Source organism: Peribacillus sp. NPDC046944, assembly GCF_050272735.1.
Classification (GTDB): domain Bacteria; phylum Bacillota; class Bacilli; order Bacillales; family DSM-1321; genus Peribacillus.
Map to the genome: position 1 here is coordinate 253,450 of NZ_JBNNML010000002.1, position 15,250 is coordinate 268,699.

The 15,250-nt window shown below is 41.2% G+C and carries 15 protein-coding genes; 11 read left to right on the top strand and 4 right to left on the bottom strand.

What is annotated here, in order from left to right; translation table 11 throughout:
• The first annotated feature begins 38 nt into the window (after positions 1 to 38).
• From ACQKIC_RS04210 to ACQKIC_RS04225, 4 genes are all read left to right on the top strand, one after another.
• Complete coding sequence (locus tag ACQKIC_RS04210; RefSeq protein WP_402872220.1) at positions 39 to 953, top strand: diacylglycerol kinase; 915 nt, start codon at positions 39 to 41, stop codon at positions 951 to 953.
• Between the two features lie 64 nt (positions 954 to 1,017).
• Entirely contained in the window at positions 1,018 to 1,593 is a 576-nt protein-coding gene (locus ACQKIC_RS04215) for a GNAT family N-acetyltransferase (protein ID WP_402872217.1), read from the top strand.
• Positions 1,594 to 2,039: 446 nt separating this feature from the next.
• On the top strand, positions 2,040 to 3,410 hold the full coding sequence (gene rlmD / locus ACQKIC_RS04220) for a 23S rRNA (uracil(1939)-C(5))-methyltransferase RlmD (protein WP_427591652.1): 1,371 nt from the start codon (positions 2,040 to 2,042) through the stop codon (positions 3,408 to 3,410).
• A 165-nt stretch (positions 3,411 to 3,575) separates the two neighbouring features.
• Complete coding sequence (locus ACQKIC_RS04225) at positions 3,576 to 4,124, top strand: YitT family protein (protein ID WP_402872211.1); 549 nt, start codon at positions 3,576 to 3,578, stop codon at positions 4,122 to 4,124.
• Between the two features lie 26 nt (positions 4,125 to 4,150).
• Here the strand turns inward: ACQKIC_RS04225 and ACQKIC_RS04230 are convergent, their stop codons facing one another.
• The 4 genes from ACQKIC_RS04230 to ACQKIC_RS04245 form a co-directional block, all read right to left on the bottom strand.
• Positions 4,151 to 5,011: a DUF421 domain-containing protein gene (locus ACQKIC_RS04230; RefSeq protein WP_402872208.1), complete on the bottom strand. Its 861-nt coding sequence runs from the start codon at positions 5,009 to 5,011 to the stop codon at positions 4,151 to 4,153.
• A gap of 29 nt (positions 5,012 to 5,040) precedes the next feature.
• Positions 5,041 to 5,247: a DUF1657 domain-containing protein gene (locus tag ACQKIC_RS04235; protein WP_402872205.1), complete on the bottom strand. Its 207-nt coding sequence runs from the start codon at positions 5,245 to 5,247 to the stop codon at positions 5,041 to 5,043.
• Positions 5,248 to 5,313: 66 nt separating this feature from the next.
• A complete protein-coding gene (spoVAD, locus tag ACQKIC_RS04240; RefSeq protein ID WP_402872202.1) occupies positions 5,314 to 6,333 on the bottom strand; it encodes a stage V sporulation protein AD in 1,020 nt (339 codons plus the stop codon).
• Between the two features lie 116 nt (positions 6,334 to 6,449).
• The gene (locus ACQKIC_RS04245) at positions 6,450 to 6,653 is read right to left on the bottom strand and encodes a DUF1657 domain-containing protein (protein ID WP_402872198.1); all 204 of its coding nucleotides are present in this window, start codon (positions 6,651 to 6,653) and stop codon (positions 6,450 to 6,452) included.
• A gap of 234 nt (positions 6,654 to 6,887) precedes the next feature.
• On the opposite strand from ACQKIC_RS04245, the gene ACQKIC_RS04250 reads away from it, so the two are divergent.
• The 7 genes from ACQKIC_RS04250 to ACQKIC_RS04280 all read left to right on the top strand — a co-directional run bounded on the left by ACQKIC_RS04250 (position 6,888) and on the right by ACQKIC_RS04280 (position 15,165).
• Positions 6,888 to 8,579 (top strand): methyl-accepting chemotaxis protein, encoded by a 1,692-nt coding sequence (locus ACQKIC_RS04250; RefSeq protein WP_427591651.1) that lies wholly within the window; start codon positions 6,888 to 6,890, stop codon positions 8,577 to 8,579.
• Positions 8,580 to 8,719: 140 nt separating this feature from the next.
• Positions 8,720 to 9,430 (top strand): GDSL-type esterase/lipase family protein, encoded by a 711-nt coding sequence (locus ACQKIC_RS04255; RefSeq protein WP_427591650.1) that lies wholly within the window; start codon positions 8,720 to 8,722, stop codon positions 9,428 to 9,430.
• Positions 9,431 to 9,602: 172 nt separating this feature from the next.
• Complete coding sequence (locus ACQKIC_RS04260; RefSeq protein ID WP_402989338.1) at positions 9,603 to 9,830, top strand: hypothetical protein; 228 nt, start codon at positions 9,603 to 9,605, stop codon at positions 9,828 to 9,830.
• Positions 9,831 to 10,162: 332 nt separating this feature from the next.
• Complete coding sequence (locus tag ACQKIC_RS04265; RefSeq protein WP_402958588.1) at positions 10,163 to 12,040, top strand: zinc-ribbon domain-containing protein; 1,878 nt, start codon at positions 10,163 to 10,165, stop codon at positions 12,038 to 12,040.
• 16 nt (positions 12,041 to 12,056) lie between these two features.
• On the top strand, positions 12,057 to 13,274 hold the full coding sequence (locus ACQKIC_RS04270) for an ABC transporter permease (RefSeq protein ID WP_427591649.1): 1,218 nt from the start codon (positions 12,057 to 12,059) through the stop codon (positions 13,272 to 13,274).
• A complete protein-coding gene (locus tag ACQKIC_RS04275; protein ID WP_427591648.1) occupies positions 13,274 to 14,425 on the top strand; it encodes an ABC transporter permease in 1,152 nt (383 codons plus the stop codon). The genes ACQKIC_RS04270 and ACQKIC_RS04275 overlap by 1 nt, the downstream gene beginning before the upstream one ends.
• On the top strand, positions 14,422 to 15,165 hold the full coding sequence (locus ACQKIC_RS04280) for an ABC transporter ATP-binding protein (RefSeq protein WP_402872178.1): 744 nt from the start codon (positions 14,422 to 14,424) through the stop codon (positions 15,163 to 15,165). Before ACQKIC_RS04275 ends, ACQKIC_RS04280 begins: the two co-directional genes overlap by 4 nt.
• Positions 15,166 to 15,250: the final 85 nt, after the last annotated feature.

Genomic DNA, 15,250 nt, shown 5'->3' on the forward strand with positions numbered 1-15,250 from the left:
GTAACTTATGGAATCAATACGTATAAGGATGATGGGAAATGAAAAGAGCGAGGTTAATTTATAACCCGACATCAGGACGGGAAGCCATCAAGAAAAGTTTACCAGCGGTGCTCGCCAAGCTAGAGGCAGCTGGATACGAGGCTTCGACACATGCAACTACCGGTGCTGGTGATGCAACGAACGCTGCCAAAATTGCCATCGAACGCGGATATGATATCGTTATCGCAGCGGGCGGAGATGGTACAATCTATGAGGTGGTAAACGGGCTTGCCGATGCAGAAAAACGCCCGAAATTAGGAATCATTCCGACGGGAACGACGAATGATTTTGCACGGGCATTGCATTTACCGAAATCCATTGAGGGCGCAGCCGATATCATTGCCAATGGGCATACGATGCCGATTGATATTGGAAAGATGAATGAGAAGTACTTCATCAATATTGCAGGCGGAGGACGATTGACCGAATTAACTTACGATGTACCAATCAAGCTCAAAACAATGCTGGGACAGCTGGCCTACTATATTAAAGGAATCGAGATGTTGCCTTCCATCAAACCGACGGAAGTGTCGATAGAATATGATGGAAAGCTTTTTGAAGGCGAAATCATGTTGTTTTTAGTAGCTAACACGAACTCTGTCGGCGGTTTTGAAAAATTGGCACCAGATGCATCGCTCAATGATGGGATGTTCACGCTGCTAATATTGAAAAAAGCAAATCTTGCAGATATCGTCCGCATTGTTACGTTGGCCATGCGCGGAGAACATATCCATGATAGAAATGTCATCTATGTAAAAGCCAATAGAATCAAAATTACATCAAAAAAAGAAATGATGCTCAACCTAGATGGGGAATTCGGTGGTATGGCACCAGCTGAATTTGTTAACCAGTATCGTCATTTCGATGTTTTCATTCCACAAGGCATTTTGGCGGATGACCCGGAAAATAAATAATCAATAAAGGTCACTTCACATTGAGTGGCCTTTTCATTTTATTCTAGTAAGGAGATTGAGGAACGTGACTATCAGAAGAGCAACTAAAGAAGACGCAGAAAAGGCAGCAATATTAATACGTTTTGCCATCAAGGAAATAGCCGAAACACTTACCGGTGAAACGAAGGAAGAAAAAATACTTGCTGTTCTTGGGGATTTTTTCAGAAGCAGTGGAAACAGAATGAGTTATGAAAATACGTTGGTGTATGAACAGGATGGGCAAGTGGCTGGATTGATCATCGCCTATCATGGAAAAGATGCCGTGGCCTTGGATGAACCGATAGCGGAACGATTAAGAAGGAAAAAGAATGACCCAAGCATTAACATCGACAAAGAAGCGGAGATGGAAGACTTCTATTTGGATACAATAAGTGTGGATCCCGATTTTCGCGGCAAAGGTATTGGGACATCTTTAATTCATCAAATGGAAGCGTTCGGAGTAGAGAAGGGATATCCAAGTATTTCATTAATTGTTGAAGATGTTAATCCCGATGCAGGGCGTCTTTATAAACGATTAGGATACAAAAAGACGAAGATGATTAGAGTGAGTGACGGGGAATTTGCCTATATGGTCAAGGAACTAGAAAAAACCCCAGTATAAACTGGGGATCAGGCTTGCAGATGTAAGGATTGACCCTTCTATGTTTGCTGTCCATTCATGGCAGCCCAGTCGGCATATGCGCCGGAACCATTGCAGCCGGGACAGTCGTGGATATCTGAAAAATGATACTCCGTCGGTACAAAAGAGCTGTATCCCCGACCGTAACAATCTGGACAAAGGCCTTTTTCTTCCATGCTTGCTCGATGTTTTTCTAGCCTGTTTGAGTTCCAGTCTGATATGGAGCTGAATAAACCCATTTCTTCACCTCATTCACTTTTCCTTACTTTTCTCGATCCTGCGCCGTTTTATGCACAAAACGATGAATTAATCAGGAATTCTTTTTCTATATTTTTATGAGGAATAGCGTGAATTGGTGAGTCATTTTGTGGCAAGGCTATGTTTGTGGTAAAATACAGGTTAGCTTAAAAAAGAAAAGAGAAGATGATATGAAAACAACAACACCTGTTAATAAGAATGATATTATAGAGGTTTTATTCGAAGATTTAACGCACGAAGGTGCTGGAGTAGCTAAAGTTGATGGCTATCCGATCTTCGTTCAGAACGCGCTACCTGGTGAAAAAGCAAAAATTAAAGTCTTGAAGGCCAATAAAGGATATGGATTCGGACGTTTGATGGAAATTATCGAAAATAGTCCATATCGCGTGGAGATCCCTACTGAAGACTATAACAAGTATGGTGGCTGTCAACTGCAACATATGAGTTATGAAGGTCAATTGGAGTTTAAGGAAAAACAAGTGCGTGACGTGATGACCCGCATTGGAAAACTTGAGGATGCGACGGTTTATCCGGTTATTGGGATGGAAGATCCTACCCATTACCGTAATAAAGCGCAAGTGCCTGTCGGGGAGAAAGATGGCAAGCTGATTGCAGGGTTCTTTAAACCACGTACACATGAAATTGTGGAAACAAAAGAAAGCATCATTCAGAATGAAGTGATTAGCGAAGCTGTTCAGGTTGTGAAGGAAGTCTTTAGTCATCTGGGAATTCCTGCTTACAATGAGCAAACACATAAAGGTGTTTTGCGTCACATCATGGCTCGTTATGCTAAACAAACGGGTGAGCTAATGATCGTGCTTGTTACACGGACCAGGAGTATCCCATTCATCGAAACCATCATGAAGGAAATCACTGACCGACTTCCACAGGTGAAATCAATCGTTCAAAACGTGAATACGAAGAAGACGAATGTCATTTTGGGAGAAAAAATGTTCGTGCTTTGGGGTAACGAAGTAATCTATGACATGATTGGCGACGTGAAATTTGCGATTTCGGCTAAATCCTTCTACCAAATCAACCCGGACCAAACGAAAGTCCTTTATGATAAGGCGCTGGAGTATGCTGGATTAACGGGAGAAGAAACCGTGATTGATGCCTATTGTGGCATTGGTACTATTTCCTTATTCCTGGCCCAAAAAGCGAAAAAGGTCATCGGCGTGGAAGTGGTGGAAGAAGCAATAGAAGACGCACGCCGCAATGCAGAACTGAATGAGATTACGAATGCCGAATTCGTTGTTGGTGATGCAGGAAACGTGATTGCTGAATACTATCAAAAAGGTAATACAGCAGACGTCATCGTCATGGACCCACCGCGCAAGGGCTGTGAAGAAACGCTTCTAAATACCATCATTGAGATGAAACCGAAGAAAGTCGTTTACGTATCTTGCAACCCAGGAACATTAGCCCGGGACCTTCACATTTTGGAAGAAGGCGGATATAAAGCTGTTTATGTCCAACCTGTTGATATGTTCCCGATGACAACGCATGTTGAAAATGTTGTGTTATTAGAGTTAAAGTGAATGTGAATAATTGTCTTTAATAGAAAATGAATGCCGAAGCAGGATCCAATAAGGGTCCTGCTTTTTGATTTTTTTTCATTTACCCATTCTTGTCTTTACGATTGGGACATATATTAAGGAATATCGAATAGGGGGCAAGGTGGTTTTATCAATTTTCAAAAAGTAGTGGCAGTGATTGTTGGTAGCTTTTTGATTGGTGTTGGGATAAATGGATTCTTGGTCCCTTATCACCTGATAGATGGTGGGATTATCGGGATCGCTCTCGTTCTACATTACTTCTTTGACTTTCAGACAGGGCTTTCGATGTTGGTTCTTAGCATCCCTTTATTTACATATGCCTGGTGTTATGAGCGTTCCCTTTTCTATAGCAGCATCCATGGGTTACTATTGACTTCTCTTTTCATGGATTGGTTAAGCCCATTAAAAAGGGAATTTGCGGTTTCTATTTTCACCAGTTCATTGGTTGGTGGGGTAATTATCGGGGTGGGGATAGGGCTTATGCTCAGATATGAAACAAGCAGTGGAGGAACGGATTTATTGGCAAAATTCATTGCCAAATCCTCCTCCATGGATATTGCATTAATCATTATCATCATAGATACCGCCATCATCTCAGCCGGTTTATTTATTTTAGGAATAGAGATTTTTCTGTTTTCATGTCTGACTATTGTCATTATCGGTGTGATTACATCCATCATGGAAGTACGAAAATGAATGCTCTTACGCCTAAAGAAATATAATTAATTTTTCAAAATGAAGGCTACCTCATCGATGGCTTTTTGCAGTTTCTCACTATTTTTACTATACATCGCTTTGGCATCTTTTGATTCAGTAGAGAGGGCAAACACCTCTAAGTCTGCTTGGCACTTTTTTAAAGTCGCGAGCATTAGAGGTCTTTCTTGAGGAGAAGGGACCTTAAGTTTATCGTCATATAGGTCAACCGTTAATTCGCCATTTGAATTTGCTGCTCCAAGAAAGACATTTTCAAGGAGCACTCCTAATTTATCTAATTCAGTGTTGAGCCAGTTACGATTTAGCCCAATGGTGGACAGAGGTTCATCCATGATTTTCCCATCCATGATGACCATCTGTGATTCCTTAACTGAAGCAACTCTCATGTTTAAATCTTTCGGTGTGATTGGTTTATTTTCTTTCTTTAACAGTACGGAAAAATCACCATTTGCCTCTAATAAAGCAAACTCAACTGTGGATATATCAAAGACGTCCTTACTTCTGAGTAACCATAGTAATTCATCAGTTGTATACTTTTCTTTTTTTAAATTGTCTTCCATGATTTTTCCGTCTTTAATAAACACCGTCGCTTTCCCTTCCACCAAATCACGGAAAATTTTACTTTTCATCGAAATCAGTCCAGCTAAGAAAGGTGCCAATGCAAAAACAAGAATGGAGAGGACACCGTGAACAATGTTTCCTTCTACCTTTGTGGCTAATTCCGCTCCGATGTTTCCGATTGTTATACCCGTGACGTATTCAAAAAATGAAAGCTGGGATATTTGTTTTTTTCCTAGCCATTTGGTAATTAAAAAAAGGACAACTAAAAAAAATAGGGATCGTAAAACAACCTGTAACCAATCAGGCATTATTTAGCACCTCCTGTAAATAAGGGGTCTTAAAATCCCTTATATTGTGGTTCTTCTTTCTCTAACTCTCCGACCCTCTTTTGAATATCTACCATCACTTCATTTACTTTCATCATCGTTTCATGTAAGATTCGCTTCGATTCTTCATCCTGAGTTCGGAGTGCGAGGCTAGATAGTCCAGCTTCCACGCTTCTAAGACTGGCAGCGCATTGTTTAACATCAGATGCTATTGTCATCCTGAAAACTCCTTATTCTTTTGGTTTATACTTAACCATTCCAATTTCACTGCTGAACCCAAACAATTATGGTTGTTGCTGGGCGTCATATTCAATCGAAACGGCATGGGCAATACATGGAATCGATTCATTTTGTTGAAAGGATAGAGGAGATAATAAGGCACCTGTAGCGACGACAAGCATCCGCTTGATTTCTCCTTTTTTCATGCGGTTTAATAGATGACCGTATACAACGGTTGCCGAACATCCGGGTCCGCTGGCTCCTGCCAATACTGGCTGGGTATCTCGATAAATCATTAACCCACAATCAACATACTGTTCTTCCTTGATTGGAGTACCGTGTTTTTTGAATATCTCAAGTGAGACCTCATGCCCGATTTTCCCGAGATCGCCCGTCACGATTAAATCATAATAAGAAGGATCGAGATTCCGTTCTCTCAGATGAGTTTCAATCGTATCAACAGCAGCTGGGGCCATAGCTCCCCCCATGTTAAAAGGGTCCATTAATCCCATATCAATGACACGCCCGATCGTTGCCGATGTGACCTGAGGGCCGTTACCGGAACTGCTTAATAAAGCGACTCCTGCACCTGTCACGGTCCATTGTGCAGTGGGCGGTTTTTGACCGCCGTATTCAGTTGGGTAACGAAATTGCTTTTCAACCGCGGCATTGTGACTAGAAGCACCAGTTAATAAATAATCCGCTCCTTTTGTGTTGATCAAGTAGGCACCAAGAGCGAGTCCTTCCATTGAGGTTGAGCATGCCCCGAATAAGCCAAGGTATGGTGTACCAAGCGTCCGGCATGCAAAACTTGTCGGTGTTATTTGATTGATGAGGTCACCCCCAAGGAAGAACTGTATCTGTTCTTTTTGTAGGCCAGCCTTTTCAATCGCTTTTGTATTTGCTTCTTCTAGAAGAACTTTATGAGCTTTTTCATAGGAATCCTGATTCAACCATAAGTCGGAATGAAGAGTATCGAAATCATCTGCTAACATTCCTTTTGCTTCAAATGGTCCACCGATGGTACCGGTGGAGAGTATGACAGGCTTTTGATCAAAGATCCATGTGCGATGCCCCGTCAGCATTATTAATCACCCCAATGTGTGAGAATTGATTTTTATAAGATTAAAGAAGACAGTCATTACAAGTCTTAGCAAGAAATATAAAGAGGTTGGTTGTCTCAACCAACCTCTTTATATTTTTATTGCTTATATTGTGGTTCTTCTTGTTCAATTTCATTAATACGTGGAGTAATGTTGTCAACAATCTCCTGTGCTTGTTGAGCAGCTTGCTGATAGAGTTGCTTCGCTTGTTCGTTGTCTGTTGAAAGGGCGAAAGTTTCGAAGCTAGCTTGAGCACTTTTTAGACCGGCTAAGGTTGTTTTTACATCACTGATTACTGTCATGGATGATACCTCCTGTTATTTACTTTCCTTTATATAATGGTAAAGGATCATTTTTAATATTCCTGTCATTTTTTTCTCTAGTTGAGTCGAGACGTAGGAAGACAGATGGAGATGCACATATATAAGAGACAACTGTAAGTAATTACCAACTAAAACTAACAGCATTCTCACCGATACAATCATTATCACGTACTCGCGTAATAGAAAAATGCAACTTAAGTAGGAGATGGAAAGATGAAGATGACTGTAAAGAAAAAATTACTATGGAGCTTTTGTGGAGTATTGTCTCTTTTAGCTATCATAACGGGGATTACATTTTATCAGTTCAACAGTGTAGACGATAGTTATTCAAGTGTTATAGAAGACCGTGTCAAAAAGATTTCTCTTTCGACAAAAATGGTCGATGCGATTCGCACGGAACAAATCGCCCTCCGAGGGTACTTGGTCAATGATACGGATAAATATTTATCAGCGTTCCAACAATCGAAGGATTCCTTCAAACAAGCTTTCGATACATATAGTGGGCTTAGTCTAGATCCAGAGGCAAAGAAGATTTTGGAGGAGCTAAATGGTTATGCTACCGAATATGAAACGCTGGCCGGACAGCTAATTGAATTAAAGGATCTTGATGATAAAAAAGGATACATCGACTTAATGAACAATCAAGGAGCTCCCCTTACAATGAAATTAAATGAGGTGAGTGAAGAGGCATTTAATTATCAACAGGCTGCCCTTTTAGAAAAAAGTGATGAATTGTCCCTTCAGGTTAACGGGGTGAAAAGGATTATTCTGATTATCAGCGTCCTAGCCATTATCACTGGGGTGGCGATTGCTTTAATCATAAACCGGAGTATCTCAAAACCTGTGCTGCTCGTTTCAGCTGCAGCAAAACAGATTGCAGCCGGAAATTTGACGATAGAAGATCTGAAAGTGAAGAATAGGGATGAAATCGGTGAATTGGCCAGCTCTTTTAATGAGATGAAAGGTAATTTACGAAGTTTGATTAAAACTGTGAATGTTGCAACGGATCAAGTTGCTGCTTCTTCGGAGGAACTGATGGCAAGCGCGGAACAAACCAATTCTGCGACAACACAGGTGGTAACGGCCATACAAGAAGTGGCCGGTGGTGCTGAAACTCAAAATAACTATGTTGAAGAGAGTTCAAACGGTGTCCAAATCATGGCCATCGGTACCAAGAAAGTTGCCTTAACGACTTCCGCTGTTACTGAATCGGCAATGGAGGCCGCAAAACAAGCCAATATTGGCAGTGAGTATCTTAACAAAGTGATTGAACAAATGAAATCCATATCAACGTCCACAAACGAATCAAATGAAGTGGTAAAAAAACTGAATGATCGTTCCAATGAAATTGGCAAGATCATTGAAGTGATCACAGGTATAGCCGACCAGACGAATCTCTTAGCCTTGAACGCGGCTATCGAATCAGCGAGAGCCGGTGAACATGGGAAAGGTTTTGCAGTCGTGGCTGATGAAGTCAAGAAATTGGCTGAACAATCTCGACAGTCAGCTAAGCAGATTGCTGACCTCATTCAGGATATTCAAGATGATACGGTACATGTGGTCAATACGATGAACTATGGAACCCAGGAAGTGACAGAGGGAATGAAACTTGTCGAGGAGACCGGGAAAACATTCGATTCCATCCTAGAATCGATAGAAACGGTAAGCTCCGAAATACAAGAGGCATCCGCTGTATCAGAGGAAATGGCAGCAAGTGTAGATCAAGTGAGCGCGGCCATTGAACAAGTAACCCGTATTGCTGAAGGATCCGTTACAAGTACGGCCGAAATTGCTTCGGCTTCAGAAGAACAGCTGGCTTCCATGGAAGAAGTAACCGCCTCTGCTTCATCACTGGCGAGAATGGCCGAGGAATTGAAAGAGAAGGTCGTTGCTTTCAAAATTTAAGCAAACAAGAGATGTCCGGGAAACCGGGCTTTTTTTGTGGCTTTTTGTCAAAAAGTTATCTCCTGTACAAGAAGGAATCTACCAGGGAAAAAAGAACTATTGTAGTGAGACAAATAACGGTTAGGAAAAGGGGAGATGAAATGAATAATAAGAGGAAAGCGGCAAGTATGTTATTAGCGGTGGCATTGGTGGCCACGCCATTTAGTGCAACGGCCAAACAGGCGAAAGTAGAGTATGTCGCTTTAGGGGATTCGTTGGCCGCTGGGCAAACACCCGATGGGGTCATCGATTATGGATATGCCGATTATATTGCGGATTCTTTTGTGAAGAATAAATATAAGCTGGCCGATTTCGATAATTTTGGTGTACCTGGGTATACCTCTGAAAAATTGAAGAATGATTTGGTTAAAAGTAGTAAGGTCAGAAAGGAAATTAAAGAAGCAACCCATATCACCATTGATATTGGTGCCAATGATCTCCTAGGCAAAATTAAAACAGACCCTTACAATGCGCAGGAAGCAATCGATACGGTCCGTGTAAATTTGCAAAGCATTCTCCGTACGATCGATAAACTGAACCCAAAGGCCAAGGTATATGTGATGGGTTATTATAATCCCTTCCCCTACTATCCGAAAGAGCAACAGGAACTTCTTTTGCCACTATTGAAAAGTCTAAATGAACAAATCAAAGCGGTAGCAAAGAAAAATGGGGATACCTACGTATCGACCGAGACTCAAATAGGGAAAAAATATAAAGAGTATCTTCCGAATAAACAAGATATCCATCTGAGTAAGTCCGGGTATAAGGTCGTGGCCAAAGAGTTTTGGAAAGGCATAACTAAAAAGAAGTAGAAGGTCATCCTTTCAAAGACGTTAAAGTCAACATGTTAGTATGTTGGCTTTTTTTGTGATGAAGAAGAGGATGGTCCCTTTTAAAATTTAATCAATCGTTTGATTAATGGGGGGGAACGGTAGTATGCTTGGGTTTCATGATGCCATGAAAGAAATAAGGAGTGAATGATCATTGGGAGCATGCAATCTTAACCATACCAGGCAAGATGTCAGGATGAAGCTTAATAGCCAACAGGATTTCTTGCCAAAAACGCTAGGCGAAGCTTTGAAGGAGTTGCTGGAAAAAGAGCAGACGCAAGAAATGCTTAATGAACTTTTCCATCTGCTAAAGAAATATGATTTATCTTCCAAAGAAGAGCAAGACGTAAGAAATGAAAAATTAGCCCAACTCATAAACTGAGTTAGGAGAAACGGGAGCGCTAAGGTGCTCCCGTTTTTTTAGGCTTGATATGGGTGGTTTACCCGAAAACGGCATTTACAGTAATAATGTCAGGTTGGATGTACATAGGATAAGGCGATGTGTCATTTACACCGAGCAATAGGAATAAGAAAAAATTGAGGTAAGGGGTGATACGTAAAACGAATGGGTACTCATGCCTATTATTCCTGTAGGATTTGTCTTTTTTTGTCGAAAACATAGAATTATAGAAATATGTTGTTTATGATGATAAAGGACTAACGTTTTAGTAGTTTATGGAGTCATAAGCAGGATAAGGGAGAGAGAAATGAAAAATGAAAAATTGTAAAACATGTGGTAAGCCGGTGGATGCGGATGCAAAATTTTGTCCTTCATGCGGTGCGGTACTTCCGGGGGAAGAACAGCTCACGGAAAAAGAAATAGCCGCTGCAGAAATGAGGCAGGAGCAAGCTGAGGAAAAGCCCTCTAAGAAGCGATTTAACAAAAGAACGCTAATCATTGCGGCAATCTTAACAATCATCCTTATTTCCAGTGCAGCTGCAGCCATTATTCTTCATAAATCCCCAAAAGAATTATATCTACTTTCTGAATATAAATCGTATCAATATGCAAAAGAGCAATGGGTGGATCAGCATGGTGATTCATTGGAATTCCAAGAGAAAACGATGCAGCAACCTTCCCGTTCGGAGATGACACTAAGTGGGGATGTCGACATGGATTCCTTAGGGAGCGATCCAGACTTCGAGATGGTCAAGGAACTATTGGGCCAGGCATCGATTTCCGCCAAAATGGATCAGGATCCCAAAACGAATCAGGGTCATTACACCGTCGCATTAAATATTGATAAGGAAAAAGCAATGGATGTGGAAATGGTCCAATCCAAGGACCAAGCCGGACTAAAGGTGCCCATGTTATATGATAAGTTCTTTTTCCTGAACTTTGATGAATATGGGGAGTTCATGCGGATGATGGATCCGTTATATGATGGACCGGAAACATTGGAAATATCAGACCTTGAATGGCAGGATTTGAAACTGACAGAGAAGGAACAGAAACATATACAAAAACGCTATGGATCTTTCCTGATGGATAATTTGGATGATGATCAATTCAAGGTTGAAAAAGGTGTGGAATATAAGCACGAAGGCGATGCCATGAAGGTAAGGAAAGTCACTCTGAAACTTTCTGCTTCTGAAACTAAAACATTCATAGACGACTTAATGGATGAAATGATTAAAGATACAGAGCTTCATAATATTCTAGTGAAACGGGCTCAAAAGGTGGCGGGTGCTGCTGCCTTAACCGAACAGGTAGATGAAGAGATGCAAGATACAAAGGCAATGAAACGCCAATTGGTTGACGGCTTGAAAGACGCTAAGGGTGAATTGAAGGATATCCGTTTTGCTGAAGGATTTACCTCCACTTTATTAATAGACAAGAAAGAGCGAATCATCGACCGTAAAGTAACGACATCAATAGGGGATAGCTCTGATCAAGTTAATGTGGTCATGAAAGGTAAAAACATTCCTTACGGGGATGATCAGGCATTCAAAGAATTCAGTATCAATTTAGCACCTGATAATGATCAGGATACAGAGGTAATGTTCAGTGTCACGAATGATGCTGCCGCAAAAAAAGAGAAGCGGACTGAAGATCTCAAGGCAGCCTTTATGTTTAAAGAGTTTGGTGATACCAATGAAATCAAGTTTACGATGAAGAGTGACATCAAAGAAGAAAAAGCTGGGAAACAGGATATCACCAGGACATTCAACCTGGACTTTGATGGTGCGGATTTCTCGGATATGCCGTCTGCATGGAAGGGAACGGTTGAACAGAAGAATGACCTGAACATAAAGGATGAGTATTCTAATTCAAAATTCAAGATGACAGTCGGACTAGAGGATGCTTCGGAATCGGGAAGCGTCACAATCAACCTGGATTCCAAGACGAAGCTGAAAGATAAAGTGGATATGCAGGACTTTAAGCTTGATTCTGGTCAGGGATTAAGTGTTGTCGACATTTCTCCTGATGAGATGTATGAAATCCAGCAAGAAGTAGGGACGAATCTTATGGAGCTCGGTATGAAATACGGGCTCATTTCTGAAGATATGTTCGATTACGATTATGGCGATGAAGCGAGTTATGATGGTTATTATGATTTTGAAGATGAAGATTCTGATGATGCATTTTAAGTAGGGTGAGTTTTATATGAGGAACATGTTTGTGTTTACTTCCTTTTATCTAAAGGTACTGTTGAAAAATAGGAAATCGGCCGCAGCATTGTGGCTGACTCCTATTTTCTTTTTATTGGGTGCGGGTGTGATTGGGAATCACTTTTTAAAAGAGGAGAGCCGAGTTCAAGCATTTCAGGTAGCTGTAATAAATGAAGACCCTACGGTAGAAACGAAGATGGTCATCCAGCAGCTTACGGATAGCCCGCATTTGAATGGGGTCATGACCACCGTTGATACCAGTCAACAAAAGGCATATGAACTCCTCCATAATAATAAGGTAGCGGCAGTTATTTACATTCCTAAGGGATTTAGCCGTGACGTAGCACGAGGCATCAATACACCCGTCAAAGTTACGGGAAACAGCCAAAGACCACTTCAATCCCAGCTTGTCCGTCATGTGATGGAAAGTGCGGCTGATTTTACTTCAGCTGCACAAGGCGGGATCAATACAATCGATTACTTCATGGAAGAGGCGGAGTTATCCGAGGGCATGCAGAAGAAACAATTCAAAAGGGATGTTCTTTCCTTCTCCCTCCATGTACTAAGTCGTGGGGAAATCTTTGATGAAAAAAAGCAAAAGAATCTTTTTCAGGAAAGTCTATTACATTATTATGCTATCTCTTTTTATATACTGCTTATCATGATATGGAGCTTTTTAGGGCTTCTATTACTGAAAAGAAATGAAAGTGCAGCCATAGAAAACCGTCTTTTGGGATTGGGTTTTTCTCATTTTCAATCCACCCTATCTAGAATGCTTGCGGCATATATCATGGTTTCGGTCAGTTCCATCCTGATTGCCCTTCTCTACTTATTATGGAATGGGATCTCTAAACCGACGGAGATAAGTATATGGATCGGCAGTACACTCGTGGCTGCTTTCGTATTTATAACCTTTTTTAGCTGGATGGAGGCGATGATACGGAATGAAAGATTTTATCAATTTGCCGGTATCGGCCTTATTCTTTTAGGGGCTGTCATTGGTGAGCATTTCATACCCGTCGTATATTTTCCGGATTGGTTACAAATCTTGAATTTATTTTCATTAAATGGATGGGTCCTCAAGTTCATGTTCGCAATGGTGCAGGAGGAAGCAGCCTATGCCCCTGTCGAAATTGGTTCTTGGCTCATCATTTCATCTCTGTGCAGTGTCTTCATCATAAAGGGGACTTTACAAATAAGGAGGAGTAGGTAATGGGAGTCATGATAGAGAAACTAAAGCATATGTTCAAGCCTATTACCCTCCTATTGTTTCTGCTACCGATCGTGGCCGCTGTTGGGGTGGGTTCGTTACTGGAGAAGCAACAAAAGGAATTGGTCATCCCGATGGCTATCGTAGATGAAGACCAAACGGATTTTTCGGGAAACCTCATCAAACAAATGGAGCTACAGCAACGCATCGTCGTGAAAGAGACCTCATTCGATGAGGCCGATACCCTTCTTTCCCGTAATGAGGTAGACAGTATATTCGTCTTAAAGAAAGGGTTTCAGGCGCATATATTAGATGACAAAAGAAAAGAGAGCATCGAGCTGTGGACTTCACCAACTTCCATAGCTTCGGGTATTGTTCGTGAAGTGGTAGCGAGTGAGGTTACGAAGGTGACAAGCTCCGTCAAAGCTGCCAATCGAGTGGAAAAGCTCTATCAACAAGAAAAAGGCATAAAGGCGGATGTGTGGAATGAGGCATTCGAATATACCAAAGATCAGTTGGATCCAAAACCGTTGATGACCATAAACTATGTCAGTGAAAATAGTATAGTGGGAACACAAAATAAAGATGTTCTATTTACTTCCTACCTAGGTGTTTGGAGTTTCTTCACCATGCTGTCCTGTTTCATTACATCGGATTGGGTCGTGAAGGAACGCTCCGTTTTATTTCCGAGAATAATGACGACGAATATAGGACTCGCCTCTTATTTAAGACAGACGTCGGGAGCCTATATTCTTTTTCATGTTCTTCAAGCTGCTTGCAGTTTAATGGTTTTAAGTTATTTTCAACTTATGGAAACTACACTTTTTCTATATCTTGGAATGGTTCTGTTCATCATTTTTACAACTTCCATCAGCATGTGGACGGCGAGTCGGATGCATCATCTCGGAAGCTATTATGTGGCCGGTTCATTAATGGCATTCATTCTGGCAATTGCGGGGGGGAGTTTTTTTCCGATTGGTGATATTTCCCCAACGTTTGAATTTATATCCCTTTGGCTTCCTCAGAAAATTCTATGGGTAACGGCCTACCCGTGGTATACGTCATTTAGCGAGATTGGATGGACCGTATTATTTTCGGGAGTTTGCATAGCTTTGCTTTGGAAAACGACAAATTGGGGGCTGAACGTCAGATGATTATCATTAATAATATCGTAAAGAGATACGGAGATAACTTGCTACTTGATGATGTGTCATTACAAATAGGAAAAGGAGAAATCTTTGGACTTTTGGGATCGAACGGGGCAGGGAAGTCAACACTCATTTCCATCCTTGCAACCGTATTACAGCCTTCTAGTGGCAACATCAGGATTAATGGGCTGGATTTAAAAAAGCAAACGAAGCAAGTTCGTCAACTCATTGGTTTTGTCCCACAGGATATCGCATTATGGGATGAGTTTACCGTCAAAGAAAATCTTCGTTTTTGGAGTAAGTTTGTAAAGGGAAAAGTAACGGAAGAACGTCTACTGGAGCTATGTGATGCCGTACAGCTTGAGGATAAGTGGGATGAAAGGGTATCGAGCCTCTCTGGAGGAATGAAGAGGAAACTGAACATTGCCGTTTCTCTGATTCACGATCCGGATATTCTCTTGATGGACGAACCAACTGTCGGGATTGACCTTCAATCCAAGCTTGAAATTAATCAATATGTAAAGAGATTGGCAGAGCAAGGGAAGACAATTGTATACATTACCCATGATATGAGTGAAATCGTGAAGTTATGTGACCGTATTGGTGTGTTGCAAAAAGGGGTCATGAAATTTACCGGGACTCTGAAGCAAGCGGCCGAGAGCTTCCGGGAAATGGGGTATTACAATATAGGGATAGAAGAAGTGGTGTATCGATTATTAAGGAAGACGGATGACACGGTTTCATAAAAGCTATACCCTGCGCTAATAGTCAGCTTTTCATCTATTAATCAAACGTTTGATTAATAGATTCGGAAATCAATTAAGGTAGGTG